Origin of the sequence: Pseudomonas marincola (assembly GCF_900116605.1) — a bacterium.
GTDB classification, from domain to species: Bacteria; Pseudomonadota; Gammaproteobacteria; order Pseudomonadales; family Pseudomonadaceae; genus Aquipseudomonas; species Aquipseudomonas marincola.
The window spans coordinates 220,152-235,146 of the sequence record NZ_FPBC01000004.1 but is presented as its reverse complement, the minus strand read 5'-3'; the positions used below and the strand labels follow the sequence as shown (position 1 = coordinate 235,146).

The 14,995-nt window shown below is 58.6% G+C and carries 12 protein-coding genes and 2 tRNA genes; 9 read left to right on the top strand and 5 right to left on the bottom strand.

The window, feature by feature from the left end; all coding sequences use genetic code 11:
* Positions 1–172: 172 nt before the first annotated feature.
* Both BM395_RS08990 and BM395_RS08985 read left to right on the top strand, forming a co-directional pair.
* Positions 173–580: a tetratricopeptide repeat protein gene (locus BM395_RS08990; RefSeq protein WP_090510755.1), complete on the top strand. Its 408-nt coding sequence runs from the start codon at positions 173–175 to the stop codon at positions 578–580.
* A 178-nt stretch (positions 581–758) separates the two neighbouring features.
* Positions 759–2,108, top strand: coding sequence for a DNA recombination protein RmuC (locus BM395_RS08985; RefSeq protein ID WP_170860579.1), 1,350 nt, complete (start codon positions 759–761; stop codon positions 2,106–2,108).
* A gap of 23 nt (positions 2,109–2,131) precedes the next feature.
* On the opposite strand, the gene BM395_RS08980 is transcribed toward BM395_RS08985, so the two are convergent.
* Both BM395_RS08980 and BM395_RS08975 read right to left on the bottom strand, forming a co-directional pair.
* Positions 2,132–3,379 carry an MgtC/SapB family protein gene (locus tag BM395_RS08980; RefSeq protein WP_090510750.1) on the bottom strand — a complete coding sequence of 416 codons (1,248 nt, stop codon included), beginning with the start codon at positions 3,377–3,379 and terminating at the stop codon, positions 2,132–2,134.
* A 67-nt stretch (positions 3,380–3,446) separates the two neighbouring features.
* Positions 3,447–6,929 (bottom strand): hybrid sensor histidine kinase/response regulator, encoded by a 3,483-nt coding sequence (locus BM395_RS08975; RefSeq protein ID WP_090510746.1) that lies wholly within the window; start codon positions 6,927–6,929, stop codon positions 3,447–3,449.
* Between the two features lie 263 nt (positions 6,930–7,192).
* Here BM395_RS08975 and BM395_RS08970 point away from each other — a divergent pair, with 263 nt between their 5' ends.
* The 5 genes from BM395_RS08970 (at position 7,193) to BM395_RS08950 (ending at position 11,760) form a co-directional block, all read left to right on the top strand.
* On the top strand, positions 7,193–7,762 hold the full coding sequence (locus BM395_RS08970) for a GNAT family N-acetyltransferase (protein WP_069901713.1): 570 nt from the start codon (positions 7,193–7,195) through the stop codon (positions 7,760–7,762).
* Between the two features lie 7 nt (positions 7,763–7,769).
* Positions 7,770–8,609 carry a helix-turn-helix transcriptional regulator gene (locus tag BM395_RS08965; RefSeq protein ID WP_090510744.1) on the top strand — a complete coding sequence of 280 codons (840 nt, stop codon included), beginning with the start codon at positions 7,770–7,772 and terminating at the stop codon, positions 8,607–8,609.
* 87 nt (positions 8,610–8,696) lie between these two features.
* Positions 8,697–9,407 carry an AzlC family ABC transporter permease gene (locus BM395_RS08960; RefSeq protein ID WP_090510741.1) on the top strand — a complete coding sequence of 237 codons (711 nt, stop codon included), beginning with the start codon at positions 8,697–8,699 and terminating at the stop codon, positions 9,405–9,407.
* Complete coding sequence (locus BM395_RS08955) at positions 9,407–9,736, top strand: AzlD domain-containing protein (RefSeq protein ID WP_090510737.1); 330 nt, start codon at positions 9,407–9,409, stop codon at positions 9,734–9,736. The genes BM395_RS08960 and BM395_RS08955 overlap by 1 nt, the downstream gene beginning before the upstream one ends.
* Before the next feature lie 149 nt (positions 9,737–9,885).
* Positions 9,886–11,760: an MFS transporter gene (locus tag BM395_RS08950; RefSeq protein WP_090510734.1), complete on the top strand. Its 1,875-nt coding sequence runs from the start codon at positions 9,886–9,888 to the stop codon at positions 11,758–11,760.
* 347 nt (positions 11,761–12,107) lie between these two features.
* On the opposite strand, the gene sugE is transcribed toward BM395_RS08950, so the two are convergent.
* From sugE to rdgC, 3 genes are all read right to left on the bottom strand, one after another.
* A complete protein-coding gene (gene sugE, locus BM395_RS08945) occupies positions 12,108–12,422 on the bottom strand; it encodes a quaternary ammonium compound efflux SMR transporter SugE (protein WP_069901718.1) in 315 nt (104 codons plus the stop codon).
* A 158-nt stretch (positions 12,423–12,580) separates the two neighbouring features.
* Positions 12,581–13,528 (bottom strand): bile acid:sodium symporter family protein, encoded by a 948-nt coding sequence (locus BM395_RS08940; RefSeq protein ID WP_090510731.1) that lies wholly within the window; start codon positions 13,526–13,528, stop codon positions 12,581–12,583.
* Between the two features lie 138 nt (positions 13,529–13,666).
* Positions 13,667–14,587: a recombination-associated protein RdgC gene (gene rdgC, locus BM395_RS08935; RefSeq protein ID WP_069901720.1), complete on the bottom strand. Its 921-nt coding sequence runs from the start codon at positions 14,585–14,587 to the stop codon at positions 13,667–13,669.
* Positions 14,588–14,750: 163 nt separating this feature from the next.
* Here rdgC and BM395_RS08930 point away from each other — a divergent pair.
* Positions 14,751–14,826 (top strand) — tRNA-Val (locus tag BM395_RS08930).
* A 21-nt stretch (positions 14,827–14,847) separates the two neighbouring features.
* A tRNA-Asp gene (locus BM395_RS08925) sits at positions 14,848–14,924 on the top strand.
* The last annotated feature ends 71 nt before the right edge of the window (positions 14,925–14,995 follow it).

Below are 14,995 nucleotides of genomic sequence, written 5' to 3'. Positions count from 1 at the left end.
GTAGCATCAGCGCTTTGAGGCATTGCTCCCATCTTACCCCCAGAGTTATCCACAACTTCTGTGGATTGTCTTGCGGCATTACCGGTCCGAGCAAAAATTGCTGTTTGCAGGGGTTTACCTCTGAGAAAAAAGGAGTAGAGTTGCGCGCCTTTCCATCTACCGCTGTTTTCTCATGCCTCGCGTTCTGCCACGTCTCACTGCTGATACCTCCAATGCCTCCTCCAAGTTGCCCACCCGGGTTGCGATCTGGTTGCTGGATAGCCCACGCCTTGGCCATGCGCCAAGTGTTAAGCGCTTCGCTGGACGACTGCTCAAGCAGCCGGCCCGTGAAGGGGAAGTGTTGGCGCAAAGCCGTCTTGGGCAAATGCTTTGCCGCGATTGCGGCAACCCGCGTGACCGTCGCATGGGCATGGAGTTGTTGCGCCACGCCGCGCGTGCCGGAGACAGCCATGCTCCGCTGGAGTTGGGCCGTTACTACTTGAAGCCACGCCACAATGAGCCACAGCGCGCACGCTATTGGCTGGAACTGGCGGCAGCCCGCGGTTCGCAAGAAGCCAAAAAACTCCTCGACGAGGTTTAATGAGGCACTGACGTCCGCTTGAACTACTGGTTATACTTCCAGTTATATTCAAGCGGAGATGCCCATGCCTTTCGATCTGCCTTCCTTAATGATCGGCCTCGCGGCTGCCGGGATTCCCATGCTCGGGCTGGCGCTGGTGTTCCAGCGGCGCATCGTTGCGCTTCGCTCCGAAACCGAATTGCTCCAGGAACGACTCGGCGGCGCGCAACTGGCGCAAGCCGGCTTAACGGCGCAACTGGATGACGCCCGCCACGAGCTGGCTGAAATCAGCGAGATCAAATCCGACCAACAAGCTGAGCTGGCGGCGACCCGTCGCGAAACAGAACTGTTGCAGCATGAGCAGCAGGTCGCCCGCGAGGCGGCGCAATCCTGGCAAGCCCAGCGCGAGCAGCAGGAAGCCGAGTTGCGTCGTCTGGGAGCCGAACGGGCTGCGCTCAGCGCCGAGTTGCGTGAACAGCAAGACAGCCATCAGCAGCGTTTGCAGGACTTGCAGGGTTCACGTGACGAGCTCCGTGCGCAGTTTGCCGAGCTTGCCGGGAAGATTTTCGATGAGCGCGAAAAGCGTTTCGCCGAAACCAGCCAGCAGCACCTCGGGCAATTACTCGATCCGCTCAAGGAACGCATACAAGCTTTCGAGAAGCGCGTCGAGGAAAGCTACCAGACAGAGGCCCGCGAGCGCTTCTCGCTGGGCAAGGAGCTTGAACGCCTGCAGCAACTCAATCAGCGTCTGGGCGATGAGGCAACTAACCTGACCCGTGCCCTGCAGGGCCAGAAGACTCAGGGCAACTGGGGTGAGCTGATTCTGGAGCGGGTGCTTGAGCATGCCGGGCTTGAGAAGGGGCGTGAGTACCAGACCCAAGTCAGCTTGCGCAGCAGCGAAGGCGAGCGCTTTCAGCCCGACGTGTTGATCTATCTGCCAGGCGACAGGCAGGTGGTGGTCGATGCCAAAGTCAGCCTCACGGCTTATCAACAGTATGTGGCCGCTGAAGATGATGCAACGCGCCAGCAAGCACTCAAGCAGCATGTGTTGTCGTTGCGCAGTCACCTGAAGGGGTTGTCGCTGAAGGATTACCAGCGCCTTGAAGGGCTGCACAGCCTTGATTTTGTGCTGCTGTTTGTCCCTATCGAAGCTGCATTTGCGGCGGCGCTGCAGGCTGATCCGGGGCTGTTTCAGGAAGCGTTCGAGCAAAATATCGTGGTGGTCAGCCCGACCACATTGCTCGCGACGTTGCGCGTAACAGACGGTCTGTGGCGTCAGGAGCGGCAAAGCCAGAACGCCCGTGAAATTGCTGAGCGCGCGGGCGCACTCTACGACAAGTTCTACGCCTTTATCGTCGACCTCGATGAAATGGGCTCACGCTTGCAGCAACTCGACAAAGCCTATGGCGCCGCCCGCAACAAGCTCTGTGAGGGGCGTGGCAATATCATCAGCCGGGTCGAGAACCTCAAGCTGTTGGGCGCGCGCGCCAGCAAAAGCCTGTCTCCCGAGTTACTTGAGCAGGCAGCCGGTTTGCCATTGGAGGAATAACCTCCCGCGCAGTGGCTGCACGCTCACTGCAAGAACAGCGCAGCCAGCCCGACTGCAAGTCCGGCCAGCATGATCGGCACCGTGCGCCACGCCAGCGCCCGGTCGCCAATCAGCATGATCAAGAGTGCCTTGACCAGGCTGTTGACCAGCGCGGCGATGAATATCCCATGATAAGCCACGGTTGCGCTCAGATCGCTCAATGAGCTGCGCGCCAGCGTCAGACTGATGGCATCGACATCGGTAAGCCCGGACAGTGCCGACACCAGATACACCCCGGTATCGCCGAGCCAGTAGCGACCGGCTTCGACCATGAACAAAATGGCCACCAAAAGCAGGGCGAAGCGCAATGCCGGCGCCAGCTCGAAGGGGTTCTTCAGTGGCGGTTCGACCTCGCCCTGCAACTCTTCACCTGCGGTGCGAAAATGCAGCAGCGCACCGGCTGCATAGACCAGCGCGGCCAGACCAAGCGGCAGAATCAGTTGGGCGAGAAGTTCACGGTTAACGGCGGCGGTGATCAGCAAGATGCGCGGAAACATCAGGGCCGAGGTGGCGAGCAGGCCGCAGGCGAGAATCGAGCGTAAGCGCTTATTGTCATGCAGGCGGGCTAACGTCAGGGTCATTGCGGTGGACGACACCAAGCCGCCGAGCAGGGCGGTGGCGACAATGCCGTAACGGGTGCCCACCAACCGAATCGCCACGTAGGCGGCGAAGCCGATGCCGGCAATCAGCACCACCATCCACCATGTCGTGTAAGGGTTGAAGACCTGCCACGGGCCGTAGCCGACATTCGGCAGCACCGGCAGCATCACCAGCGAGATGAACATCAGTTTCAGCGCGCCGCTGAGCTCGGCAGCGGTAAGCTGGCCGACCACTCTGTGCAACGGTTCTCTCAAGCTGAGCAGCAAGGCGATGATGACCGCGCAACCGGCGGCGATTTCGCGGTATTCGCTGACTGCCAGGCTGCCCAGAAGAAAGGTCAGCACCATGGCGATTTCGCTGCTCAGGCCGCCCGCGCCCTTTTTGCGCTGTTCACTGGTGTAGCCGAGCACTACAAAGACCACCAACAAGCTGATCCACGCGGCAATGCCGAACTTTTGCGCAAACAATGCGGCCAGGCCGCCAAGCAAGCCGACCAGGCCGTAGGTGCGAATGTCGGCCACCAGTCTGTTGCTTTCCTCGCTACGCTGGCTCCAGCTGCGTTCGGTGCCAATCAGTAAGCCCAGCGCCAGGGCTGTAAGCAAATTCAGGGCTAACTCGATTGTTGGCGTCATGCGGGTATCCCATCACCGAAGTTCTCCCTAGTCTAGCTGCGCAGATGGGACACGGCCTCGTTACACATCAGCGCAGGGTCAGGTGACGGCTCAAAAGGGCGCGCAAAGCAGCCGGTTTAACGGGCTTGGCCAGGTAATCCAAACCTGCGGCATGCACCTCGGCGATGAGTTCAGGTCGCCCGTCGGCGCTGATCACCACGCCAGGCACGGGTTCGCCAAGACGCGTACGCAGCCAGCCCATCAGCTCGGTGCCTGTTTCGCCTTCATCCAAGTGATAGTCGATCAGCGCCAGTTGCGGGCGCACATCCTCGTTGAACAGCGCTTCGCACTCGGCACGGCTGCGCGCGGTCCAGACCTGACAACCCCAGCGCGAGAGCAAACTCTGCATGCCGGTGAGAATGCTGTCTTCGTTGTCGATGCAGATAACCTGCGTGCCGTTAAGCAACTGGCCCGGTTGTTCCGTGTGAGCAGGTGCAAGCTGGGGCTTGGGTTGCGGGTTGCGCGCCAGCGGCACGGTAACGCTGAACACGCTGCCCTTGCCCGGCCATGAACGCACCTCGAGGCTGTGGTTGAGCACGCGGCAGAGGCCGTCGGCAATCGCCAGGCCAAGGCCGAGGCCTTTTTCGGCGCGGGTCTGATGGCTGTCTAAGCGTTTGAATTCCTCGAAGATCACCGCGCGTTTGCTGTCCGGAATCCCCGGGCCACGGTCCCAGACTTCCAGACGCAAATGCCCGGCCTGACGGCGCACGCCGAGCAACACGCGGCCTTGCGAATAGCGGAAGGCATTGGTCAGGAAATTCTGCAAAATCCTTCGCAGCAGGCGGATATCGCTGTCCACACGCAAACGGGTGCTGCGCATGTGGAAGTCGCAGTGATACTCGGATGCCATGACCTTGAATTCGGCGCCCAACGTGTCGAACAAATTGCTCAGGGGAAAAGCGTTACGGTCCGGGGTAATGCGTCCGCTTTCCAAACGTGAAATATCCAGCAAGTCGCTGATCAGGTCTTCGGCGGAACGCAGTGAGCTGTCCAGATGATGTACCAGTTTTTTCGCCTCGCCCGGCAACTCGTTTTCCTGATGCGACAGCGCCGCAGAAAACAATCGCGCCGCGTTGAGTGGCTGCATCAAGTCGTGGCTGACTGCCGCCAGAAACCGGGTTTTCGACTGGTTGGCGGATTCGGCGTGAGCTTTCGCTTCGCTCAGAGCAAAGTTCAGTTGCGAGAGTTCATGGGTGCGCTCGGCAACCCGCTGTTCCAGGCCTTCGTTGGCGCCCTTAAGGGCTTTCTCGGCGCGGCGGAATTCGGTGATGTCGGTGAAACTCATTACAAAGCCGCCGCCCGGCATTGGGTTGCCGATCAGCTCAATCACCCGGCCGTTGGGGAACAGGCGTTCAGAGGTGTGCGGTGTGCCCTGGCGCATCCAGTACAGGCGCTTGCTGACGTTAGCCTCAACGCTGCCCTCGCCGAACAGGCCGCGTTCAGCGTTGTAGCGGATGATGTCGCCAATCGGCCGGCCGACATGAATCAGGTCTTCCGGGTACTCAAATAGCTCGATGTAGCGATGGTTCCAGGCCACCAGCCGCAGCGACTGATCGACCACACTGATGCCCTGAGTGATGTTCTCGATGGCGCCTTGCAACAGCGCCCGGTTGAACTGCAGGACCTCGGAGGCTTCGTCGACGATGCGCACCACATCTTCAACCTGCATCTCGCGGCCCTCGATTGCCGCTTTCACCACTGCACGCGTCGAGGACGCACCAAGGACACCCGCGAGCAGGCGCTCGGTGTGGGCGATCCAATCGGTATTGGCCGGATGGCTCGGGTGAAAGTCGATGCCTTGCTTCTGAGCGAAACGCACGAAGCTCTGACGCGCACGGTCCTCACCGACAAAACGGCTGGAGAGCAGTAGCAGGTCGGCGATTTGCACCGCCAGCATGCTGCGTCCGCTGGGCTTGTGGCCGAAGTCGTGACCGATAAAGCGCCCGGCCTGCCAGTGTTCGGAAACACGTGTGCGCGAGAAGAACGAGACCCAGGCAAACAGCGTGAAGTTGGCCGCCAGTGACAGCACCACGCCACGGGTCAGCGGGTCGACCTCAAAGCCTACCGGCGCATAAAGCAGTGCATGCAGGCCCGGCACGCTGTGGGAAGAAATGCCAAGGCTGTCGGCAAGCAGCGGCACAACCAGGGTGTAGAACCAAAAGAACGCGCCAACCGCGAGGCCGGCAAATACGCCCCGGCGGTTGGCTTGTTTCCAGACCAATGCGCCAAACATCGCCGGGGCAAGTTGGGCAATGGCGGCGAAGGAAACCTGGCCAATAGTGGCCAGGCTGGTGCTGGAGCCCAGTAGGCGGTAACACACGTACGCCATCAGCAGAATCAGGATGATGCTCACTCGCCGTGCAGAGAGCATCCAGTGCCTGAACGCTTCAAAAGGGCGCTCGGTGTTTTGTCGGCGCAGAAGCAGGGGCAGTAACATGTCATTGGAAATCATAGTCGACAGCGCGACCGATGCGACAATCACCATGCCAGTGGCCGCCGAGGCGCCGCCAATAAAGGCCAGCAGTGCCAGCGCCGGATGCGCCTCGGCCAGCGGCAGGCTGATCACGAAGGAGTCGGGCGTGACGCCGCTTGGCAGCAGCATTTGGCCCGCCAGTGCGATGGGAATCACGAACAGCATGGCCAGCAGCAAATACAGCGGGAACACCCAGCGCGCCAGACGCAGGTCGCCGGACTCGATGTTCTCGACCACGGTGACGTGGAATTGGCGCGGCAGGCAGACAATCGCGATAAAGGCCACGGCCGTTTGCACCAGCATCGACGGCCAGTTGACCGCCACACTCCAGAACTCATTCAGCTCCGGCGCGACGCGGGCCTGGCCAAGCAGGTCGCCAAAACCGTTGTAGAGACCGAAGGTGACGAATGCGCCGACAGCCAAGAAAGCCATCAATTTGATGATCGACTCAAAGGCAATCGCCAGCACCATGCCGCGGTGGTGTTCGGTAACGTCGAGGTTGCGCGTGCCGAACAAAATGGTGAACAGCGCCAGAACCAGAGACACGATCAGCGCCGTGTCTTGCGCGCGGGTGCCCGTGGCGCCAGCGCCCGAGCCGATCAGCAGGTTCACGCCGAGCACGATGCCTTTGAGTTGCAAGGCAATATAAGGCAGTACGCCGACCAGGCAGATGAGTGCGACAACCACGGCCAGCGGCTGTGATTTGCCGTAGCGCGCGGCAATGAAGTCGGCAATCGAGGTGATGTTTTCCTGTTTGCTGATCAGGATCATCTTCTGTAGCACCCAAGGCGCAAACAGCATCAGAATGATAGGGCCCAGATAGATCGGCAAAAATGACCAGAGTTGCTCGCCGGCCTGTCCCACCGCACCGAAAAAGGTCCAGCTGGTGCAGTACACCGCCAGCGACAGGCTATAAACCCAGGCGCGAATTTTCGGCGTTAGCGGGGTGCGACGACGGTCGCCGTAAAAGGCAATACTAAAAAGCACCGCCATGTAGATCAGGGCGACTCCGGCAATCAGCCCGCTGGACAACGGCATGCAAACTCCAAGCACAAAACTTAATAAGACTTGCCCAGTCAATTAATACGCTGCGTTGTGATGTTTTGGGCAACCAGACAACGGTTTAACGGGCAGTGGCGGATAGTGTCGCAGCAAAGGCTGCATTCGTCAGTCGCGACTAAGGTCGCAAACAGTTAAAACTCTTCGCGCGCTGATTGTTTGGTTTGTGAACCAGCGCTCAGCCTGTTAGCGTTGCCGGTTTGCATTCAGGCACCGTCTGTGTGAGTGAAAGGAGGGACGGCATGTTCAAACCCCAGTTGATTACCCTGCAACGCGGCGCATTGCGGATTGAGCCGATGATGGACGCGGACATTCCGGCGCTGGTGTCGCTCGCCGAAGCCAACCGCAATGAACTCATTTATATGGGCGGCGCACAACGTCTGGACTGGTATCGGCAGGGCATCGTCGAGCAGCAGAACAGCCGTGCGTTGCCGTTTACCATTCGCCTGGGTACTGAAATCGTCGGCACCACGCGCTACGCCGACTTTATGCCGACGCTGCCAGCGTGTGAGATCGGCTGGACCTGGCTGGATAAAGGCCAGCATGGCACCGGCTTGAACAGCATGATCAAATACCTGATGCTGCGCCACGCGTTCGAGGGCTGGCGCATGGTGCGTGTGCAACTGAAAACCGCTGCCAGTAATTTGCGCGCACAAGCTGCCATCGAGAAAATCGGTGCGCAGCGCGAAGGTATTTTGCGCAATCATCGCCGACTGTCTGAAGGCCGGCTGGATGACAGCGTGCTGTACAGCATTACTGATCAGGAGTGGCCAGCGGTGAAGAAAATGATCGAGTCAGGATTCGGCGGTTAAGCAAAAAATGAACGAGGCGCTGGAGCAAACCCGGTTTTGGCAGGCCAAGGGCTTGGCTGATGTTGAACTATTGCACGCACGTTATGTGCAGCAGCGGTTTGCGCCGCATGTTCATGAGGGTTTTGTGTTTACCGTTATTCAGAACGGCGCACAGCGCTTCCGTCATCGCGGCAGTGATCACCTTGCCCCGCAAGGCAGCATGGTGCTGATCAATCCCGACGAAGTTCATACCGGCTCCAAAGCGCATGACGATGGCTGGCGCTACCGCGCTTTTTATCCCGACAACCGCCAGGTACAGGGCGTGCTGCAAGAGCTTGATCTGGCGGGAGCCGGGCTGCCTGGCTTTGCGCTAAGCGTGCTGCACGACCCGCAACTGCATGCTGCTTTCACCGGCTTGCATCAGTTGCTTGAAGGCGGTGCCGATGCCTTGCAGCAGCAGATTGTCTGGCGTGAGGCTATCTTGTTGCTGTTTCAACGCTACGCCAAGGTCGCCGAACCCGCTGCGCCCGGCCGTGAAGCCCGTGCGGTCGAGCTGGCCAAGGAGTTGCTTAACAGTCAGTTAGCCGCGCCGCCGTCGCTTGAAGAGCTGGCCACTGCAGTGAATCTCTCGCCGTTTCACTTTGCCCGGGTCTTTCGCCGAGCAACGGGTTTGCCACCGCATGCATGGCTCAAGCAGCGGCGATTGGCGCAGGCGCGGGCATTGCTCAAGCAAGGTTGCATGCCGGCGCAGGTGGCCATGCAGCTCGGTTTCTCTGATCAGAGCCATCTGAGTCGTCAGTTCAAGCAGGTGTATGGCGTGGGGCCGGGCGCTTACCGCAATGCCAGCGCCGGAATAGCCTCGCTCTGAGTGGTCACACAACAAACGCGCAAGTGAGCAATATCGTTCAAGATCGACCAATTCGGCTGCGCTAAGCTGTGGGTCAAGGAGAAAGCTATGACCCGTTTTCAGGAATTCAATCAAGGTGTCCGCGACATGTTGCCCATGCTGTTAGGGGCGCTGCCGTTCGGCATTATCTATGGCAGTTTGGCGGGGGCGGCTGGCCTCACGCCTTGGCAAACCCTCGGGATGTCGGTGTTTGTATTTGCAGGCTCCGCCCAGTTTATTGCTATCAGTCTGCTCAGTGGCGGCGTCGGCCTGACAGTCTTGTTGCTTACAACCTTCGTGGTCAATCTTCGCCACGCGTTATACAGCGCCAGTTTGCAGCCATATGTGCGTCACCTGCCAACGCGCTGGCGCATGGCACTGGCATTCTGGCTGACCGATGAGGCGTTTGCCGTGGTGCAGCACCGCTATGTGCTGCGCGACGAATCCATCTACAAGCACTGGTATTTTCTCGGGGCCTCGCTCGCCATGTACGTCAATTGGATTGCGTGCACGATTATTGGCATGGTGTTCGGTCAGTCGGTGCCCAACCTGAGCGAGTGGGGCCTGGACTTCGCCATGCTGGCGACCTTTATCGGGATTGTTGTGCCTATGTTGCGCAATCGTCCGCAGATAGCCGCTGCACTGGTTGCCGCCGCCGTCGCGTTGGTGTGTCACGCATTGCCTTACAAGCTGGGCCTGATGGCGGCAGCATTTAGCGGGATCATCGTCGGCGTGTGCCTTGAACGGCGCGTAGTTGCAGTGGAAGGGGAGGTGGCCTGATGGAAAACTGGATACTGATATTCGGCATGATGGTCATCACTTACAGCATTCGCTACAGCCTGTTCGCATTCCCGGATTTACGTTTTCCGCCGCTGGTGCGCCAGGGCTTGCACTATGTGCCAACGGCCGTGCTGACAGCGATTGTAGTGCCGGGAATGCTTATCCCGGATGGCCAGCACTGGCAGTTTTCGGTGAACAATGCCTATTTGATTGCCGGGCTCATCACCATTGCCATCGCGGCGCTGACCCGGCACTTACTGACGACAATTGGCGGCGGTTTGCTGGTGTTCTTTCTCTTGCGCTGGGCCATGGGCCAATTACCTATATAGGCATGGCCCGGCCCTGTATTGGCAGGAAACTGTAGGCTTTTAGTCGTGCGTTTTTGCAGAATTGTTGGCAAATAATCCAACACGAGTGTGGCTTTCTTTGCGGCTGTTACAGTCAAATGCTCAACGAACCCGCACAAGGTACACGGAAGATGACCCAGCACTCTCAGTTCGCATTGCTTCGCACAAGGCGCTTCTTGCCGTTCTTTTTGACCCAGTTACTCGGCGCCTTTAACGACAATGTATATAAGCAGGCGCTGATTCTGGCCATCCTGTTCAAGCTGACCATCAGCGCCGACCGCGATTTGCTGGTCAACCTGTGTGCGCTGTTGTTTATCCTGCCGTTCTTTCTGTTCTCCGCACTGGGCGGCCAGTTTGGCGAGAAATTTGATAAAGACTGGTTGATCCGCAAGATCAAATTTGCCGAGATCATCATCATGCTGGTTGGAGCGGCTGGGGTATTGCTTGGCAACTTGCCGCTGATGCTGGTTACGCTGTTTGCCATGGGCACTCAGTCGGCCTTGTTCGGGCCGGTCAAGTATTCGATTCTGCCGCAGCACCTTGAAGAGACTGAGCTGATTGGCGGCAACGCACTGGTTGAGATGGGCACGTTTCTGGCGATCTTGGCGGGCACCATCGGCGCCGGCGTGATCATGGCAAGCAGTGCCTATGCCAGCATCGTTGCAGGCTCGGTCGTCTGCGTGGCGGTACTGGGCTATCTGGCCAGCTGTAAAATTCCTGCCGGGCCGGCCGCGCTGCCCGGGTTGGTGCTGGACTGGAATATCTTCCGCCAATCCTGGCTCACCATGAAATTAGGTCTGGGGCAAACGCCTGCGGTTTCTCGCTCCTTGGTCGGCAACTCGTGGTTCTGGTTTCTTGGCGCGGTTTATCTCACGCAAATTCCTGCGTATTCAAAAGAATGGCTGTACGGCGATGAGAGCGTTGTAACGCTGATTCTTACCGTGTTTTCGCTGGGCATTGGCTTGGGTTCTATGCTGTGCGAGAAAATGTCGGGCGAGAAAGTTGAGATTGGCCTGGTGCCCTTTGGCTCAATCGGCCTGACTTTTTTTGGCATGCTGCTCTGGTGGACCTCGGGCGGCTTCCCCGAAGCGGCGCAACCGCACGACTGGATGGCAGTGCTTGGGTACGCGCAAGGGTGGGCGATACTCGGCTCGATTCTCGGCATTGGCCTGTTTGGTGGTTTCTACATCGTGCCGCTTTACGCGCTGATTCAGTCACGCAGTGTCGAGAGCGAGCGGGCGCGGGTGATCGCGGCGAACAACATTCTCAACGCGCTGTTCATGGTGGTCTCGGCCATTGTTTCGATTGTGTTCTTGACCGTGGCCGAACTGTCGATTCCGCAGCTTTTCCTGGTTATCTCGCTGATGAACATCGCGGTCAATGCTTACATCTTCAAGATCGTGCCCGAATTCACCATGCGCTTCATGATCTGGCTGCTCAGCCACTCGATGTACCGGGTTGAGCACAAAGGCCTGCAATCGATTCCGGATGAAGGCGCTGCGCTGCTGGTGTGCAATCACGTCTCGTTTGTCGACGCGCTGCTGGTGGGGGGCGCGATTCGCCGGCCAGTCCGGTTTGTCATGTACTACAAAATCTACAACCTGCCGGTGCTCAACTTTATCTTCCGCACCGCCGGCACAGTGCCGATTGCCGGCCGCAACGAAGACTTGCTGGTGTATGACGCGGCGTTCAAGAAAATTGCCGAGTACCTGCGCAATGGCGAGGTGGTGTGTATTTTCCCCGAGGGCAAATTGACCGCCGATGGCGAGATCAATGAGTTCAAGGCTGGCGTCGAGCGGATACTTGAGCAAACCCCGGTGCCGGTCATCCCGATGGCGCTGCAGGGGCTTTGGGGCAGCTTCTTCAGCCGGGATCCGAACAAGGGCTTGCTGAAGCGTCTTTGGTCACGGATCACCTTGGTTGCAGGCAACCCTGTCGAACCAGAGCACGCCAATCGACAATACTTGCAAACGCAAGTCAGCGAACTGCGCGGCGCAACCCGCTAGCCAGCGGCGGAGAAGCACAGGGTGGGCAACGGACAACAAAGCGGCGTCCACCCAAACACCGCCAACACCCTAATCCCCGGTAATTCCAATCCCGGAGGATGGATTGCGTGCAACGCACCGCAATCCGTCATAACCCTCGCAAGGCCAATAAATCCCTAGGATTAAACGTCCGCCAGCCAACACCTATCCCGCCGGTATAAATCCTACACCAGCCAAATATCCGCCAAGTCGGCCAATCCCGGAGGATGGATAGCGTGCGAAGCACCGCAATCCGTCATAACCCTCGCAAGATCAACAAATCCCCCGACGCTGCTCAGCTTCCGCTCCAATACGCCGGACGCTCAGGCTCAATGGCTCAGCTTCAAACCCAACAAGCCACACACAATCAACCCGACGCTAATCAAACGCATCGCGCTCATCGACTCGCCAAACAAAATGATCCCGGCAATTACGGTGCCCACAGCGCCAACGCCTGTCCAGATCGCATACGCGGTGCCCAGCGGCAGTTGTTTCATGGCGAGGCCAAGCAGGCCGAGGCTGATAACCATGGCCGAAACAGTCAGGACGGTTGGAAGAGGGCGAGTGAAACCGTCGGTGTATTTCAGCCCGACAGCCCAGCCAACCTCGAACAGGCCGGCGAAAAAAAGAATGATCCAAGACATAGCACACCTCAACTGGGCAGTTAAGGGGCCGTCCCCCGGATGAATCACGTCATGCGTGTGAGGTCGTCCTCAGCCCGCTATTTTCCACACTGGGGGGCCAAAGGCAAGCCAAGGCGCCGGCAGGCCAGCGCCTGGCCAGCGCCTTAGCTATTCCAGTTCTATTGCGACTGTGCTTTATCAGCATCGCCCATGCGCCGGTAGATGCTCGCCAGCAGCGGCCCGGACAAATTGTGCCAAACGCTGAACAACGCGCTCGGTACTGCCGCCAGTGGCGAGAAGTGTGCGCTGGCAAGGGCTGCACCCAGCCCTGAGTTTTGCATGCCCACTTCAATCGACAGGGTTTTGCGCTGCGCCAGCGGCATGCCCATCAGGCGACCTGCAAAATAGCCCAGACCCAGGCCAATGCCGTTATGCAGAATCACCACGGCCATGATCAGCAGGCCCGACTCGGCGATCTTCGCCTGACTCGCCGCTACAACGGCGGCGACAATCAGCACAATGCTGACCACCGAGACCAGCGGCAAAACGTCCACCGCCAGTTTTACCCGTTCGCCCAACAGGCGCTGGACCACGATGCCCAACACGATCGGCAGCAAGACCATTTTCAGGATCGAGATAAACATTGCAGCGAACGACACAGGCAGCCATTCGGAAGCCAGCAGCCAGATCAATGCGGGTGTGACCAACGGGGCGAGCAGGGTGGTCACGGCGGTGATCGATACCGAAAGCGCGACATCGCCGCGGGCAAACCATGTCATCACGTTCGATGCGGTGCCGCCCGGGCAGCAGCCGACCAGAATTACCCCAACGGCAATTTCGGCGGGCAGATTAAGCACCTTGCACAATACCCATGCCAGCAGCGGCATGATGATGAACTGCGCAAGCACACCGGCAGCCACACGCACGGGATGGCGCGCGACCTCTTTGAAGTCTTCGACCTTCAAGGTCAGGCCCATGCCGAACATGATCAGTCCGAGCAACGGCACGATATAGGCGGTGAGCGGCAGAAAGTGTGCTGGCAACAGAAACGCCAGCACGGCGAACAGCAAGACCCAAACAGCAAATGTATTGGCTACAAATCGGCTTAAAGCAGCGAGTGCACGCATAGGACATTCCGAATTTGACAGCGCGACCCGAAGTGGCACAACACAGAACGTATGCGAGTGATTGGCTCGCTACCTTTTGCAAAGGCCTTTCATTATGAAGTCGGGTGCGCCGTTCTTATTGATAGGGGAGTGGCTGGCTTAAATGCCCTGAGGCGTGTCTTCGCCGCCCAATGCTTCGAACAACGGCGGCAGAAACTCGACCAGAGTCATCATCATCAGCGTGAAGCTGGCATCGAGTTGGCCCAGGTTGTCGTCGCCGCCATCCTGTTCAGCCTGATCCTGCAGCAGGTCGTCAAAACGCAGGCGCTTGATGACCAGCTTGTCGTCCAGCACAAAAGACAGCTTTTCCTGCCAGGCCAGTGCCAGTTGAGTCACTTGCTTGCCGCTGCTCATGTGCAGCTGGATTTCTTCGCCGGCCAGGTCCTGACGCTTGCAGCGCACGATCCCGCCATCTTCGTGGGTGTCGCGCAGTTCGCACTCATCGCCAATCACAAAGTCGGCGGCGGCTTTCTGGGTGCTGACCCATTCAGTCAGGGTGGCTGACGGGGCGATCTTCACGGTGAGCGGACGTACTGGCAAGGAGCCCATGACTTCACGCAGCGTCGAGAGCAGGTCTTCCGCACGCTTGGGGCTGGAGGCATCGACCAGAATCAGGCCCTGCGCCGGAGCGATTGCCGCGAAGGTCGCAGATTTGCGGATGAAGGCGCGGGGCAGGAATGCCTGAACGATTTCATCTTTGATCTGGTCGCGCTCTTTCTTGTAAACCTTGCGCATTTGCTCGGCTTCGATCTCGTCGACCTTTTCCTTTAGTGCATCACGGACCACGCTGCCCGGCAGAATGCGTTCTTCTTTACGGGCAGCAATCAGCAGGAAGCCCTGGCTGCTGTGTACCAAAGGCGCGTCGGGGCCTTTGCCAAACGGGGCTACAAAACCATAAGTGGCGAGTTCCTGGCTTGCGCATGGGCGAGCAGCCTTGGTTGCCAGGGCAGTTTCCAGTGCTTCGATATCAAACGGAACATTCTGGGTGAGGCGATAAACCAGCAGATTACGAAACCACATGGCGGGGTGACTCTCCATTTACACAAAGGGGGGCATTATTCTCCCCTAAAGCCTTCAGGCCAACCCTGAGCTAAGTCTTTGGCGTATCAATAAATTATTTTTTGCAAAGGGGGTTGCCAAGGTTCGAAATGCTATCTAGAATGCGCACCACTTCGAGAGTGAAGGGTGATTAGCTCAGCTGGGAGAGCATCTGCCTTACAAGCAGAGGGTCGGCGGTTCGATCCCGTCATCACCCACCAACTCGCTTTTTGAAGTTACGCGCAGCGGTAGTTCAGTTGGTTAGAATACCGGCCTGTCACGCCGGGGGTCGCGGGTTCGAGTCCCGTCCGCTGCGCCATTTTTTCCCCCTCCTGCTTCATCCCCCTATATCTTGTAATCCTCTTCCTGCAATACTCATCGACTTGTCGA